General features: G+C 66.7%; 1 protein-coding gene. It reads right to left on the reverse strand.

All coding sequences use genetic code 11. From position 1 onward, the window contains the following. Positions 1–55: 55 nt before the first annotated feature. Positions 56–1300, reverse strand: a complete 1245-nt coding sequence (locus AIIKEEIJ_RS32200; RefSeq protein WP_161995940.1) for an IS256-like element IS1164 family transposase — start codon at positions 1298–1300, stop codon at positions 56–58. Between the last annotated feature and the right edge of the window lie 130 nt (positions 1301–1430).

Consider the following 1430-nt stretch of genomic DNA (forward strand, 5'->3'; position numbering starts at 1 on the left):
GGTCAAGTCCCGTGAGGTGGTGTACGACGTCGTCGCGTGATTCCTCGTCGGTGGATCAGGCGGTCAAGGCCGGTGTCACCTCCTCGGTGCCCTCGGTGACACTGTCGGCGGGCTTGTCGGTGCGGGAGCGGGCGAGTACGTCGAGGCCGAGGTAGCGGCGGCCTTCGATCCACTCGTCGTGCTGCTCGGCCAGCACCGCCCCGACGAGTCGGATCAGAGCGGTGCGGTCCGGGAAGATCCCCACCACGTCGGTCCGGCGGCGGATCTCCTTATTGAGGCGCTCCTGCGGATTGTTGCTCCAGATCTGTTTCCAGATCTGCTTCGGGAACGCGGTGAACGCCAACAGATCCGACCGGGCGGCGTCGAGGTGATCGGCCACCTTCGGCAGCTTCTCGGTGAGTGCATCGATGATTCGATCGTATTGTGCGTGAACGGAATCCGCGTCGGGCTGGTCGTACACGGAGTGCAGCAGTGTCTTCACCCAGGGCCACGACGACTTCGGTGTGACGGCCATGAGGTTCGTCGAGTAGTGGGTGCGGCACCGCTGCCAGGAGGCGCCGGGCAGGGTTGCGCCGATCGCCGCGACGAGGCCGGCGTGGGCATCGGAGGTCACCAACCGCACCCCGGTCAGGCCGCGGGCGACCAACCCGCGGAAGAAGGTCAGCCAGCCGGCGCCGTCCTCTGCGGAGGTGACGTCCAGCCCCAGGATCTCGCGGTAGCCGTCGGCGTTGACCCCGACCGCGACCAGGGCGTGCACGTTCACCACCCGTCCGTTCTCGCGGACCTTGAGGACCAGGGCGTCGGCGGCGACGAACGTGTACGGGCCCGCATCGAGGGGTCGGTTCCGGAAGGCCTCGACCTGGGTGTCGAGGTCTTTCGCCATCACCGAGACCTGCGACTTCGACAGCGAGGTGATCCCGAGGGTATCGACGAGTTTCTCCATCCGCCGGGTCGAGACCCCGAGCAGGTAGCAGGTCGCAACAACCGAGGTCAGGGCTCGTTCGGCCCGCTTGCGCCGTTGCAGCAGCCAGTCCGGGAAGTACGAGCCGGACCGCAGCTTGGGGATGGCCACGTCGAGGGTGCCGACGCGGGTGTCGAAGTCGCGGTGCCGGTAGCCGTTGCGAACGTTGACGCGTTCGTCGGAGCGTTGGCCGTAGTCGGCGCCGCACAGGGCGTCGGCCTCGGCGCCCATCAGGGCGTGGATGAACATCGTCAGCAGCTCGCGCAGCAGGTCGGGGCTGGCGCCGGTGAGTCGGTCTTCGACAAGCTGGCGGAGGTCGATATCGTGGGCAGTGGTCATCGCGTGCTCTTTCGTCGAGTCGAGTTGGTAGCTCTCTCGAAGAATCACGCGGTGACCGTCTTTCGTCCGGTTACGACACGCCGGTCATCGGATCCGATCCGGCTCGTACACCATCCTGATGGACGCAACC

It is taken from the genome of Rhodococcus sp. YH1 (assembly GCF_009939605.1).
In the GTDB taxonomy this organism is placed as follows: domain Bacteria; phylum Actinomycetota; class Actinomycetes; order Mycobacteriales; family Mycobacteriaceae; genus Rhodococcus; species Rhodococcus aetherivorans.

Bases quoted from the DNA above. Each gene is read 5' to 3' on its own strand.
- AIIKEEIJ_RS32200 (WP_161995940.1), bottom strand. From the start codon at position 1,300: ATGACCACTGCCCACGATATCGACCTCCGCCAGCTTGTCGAAGACCGA.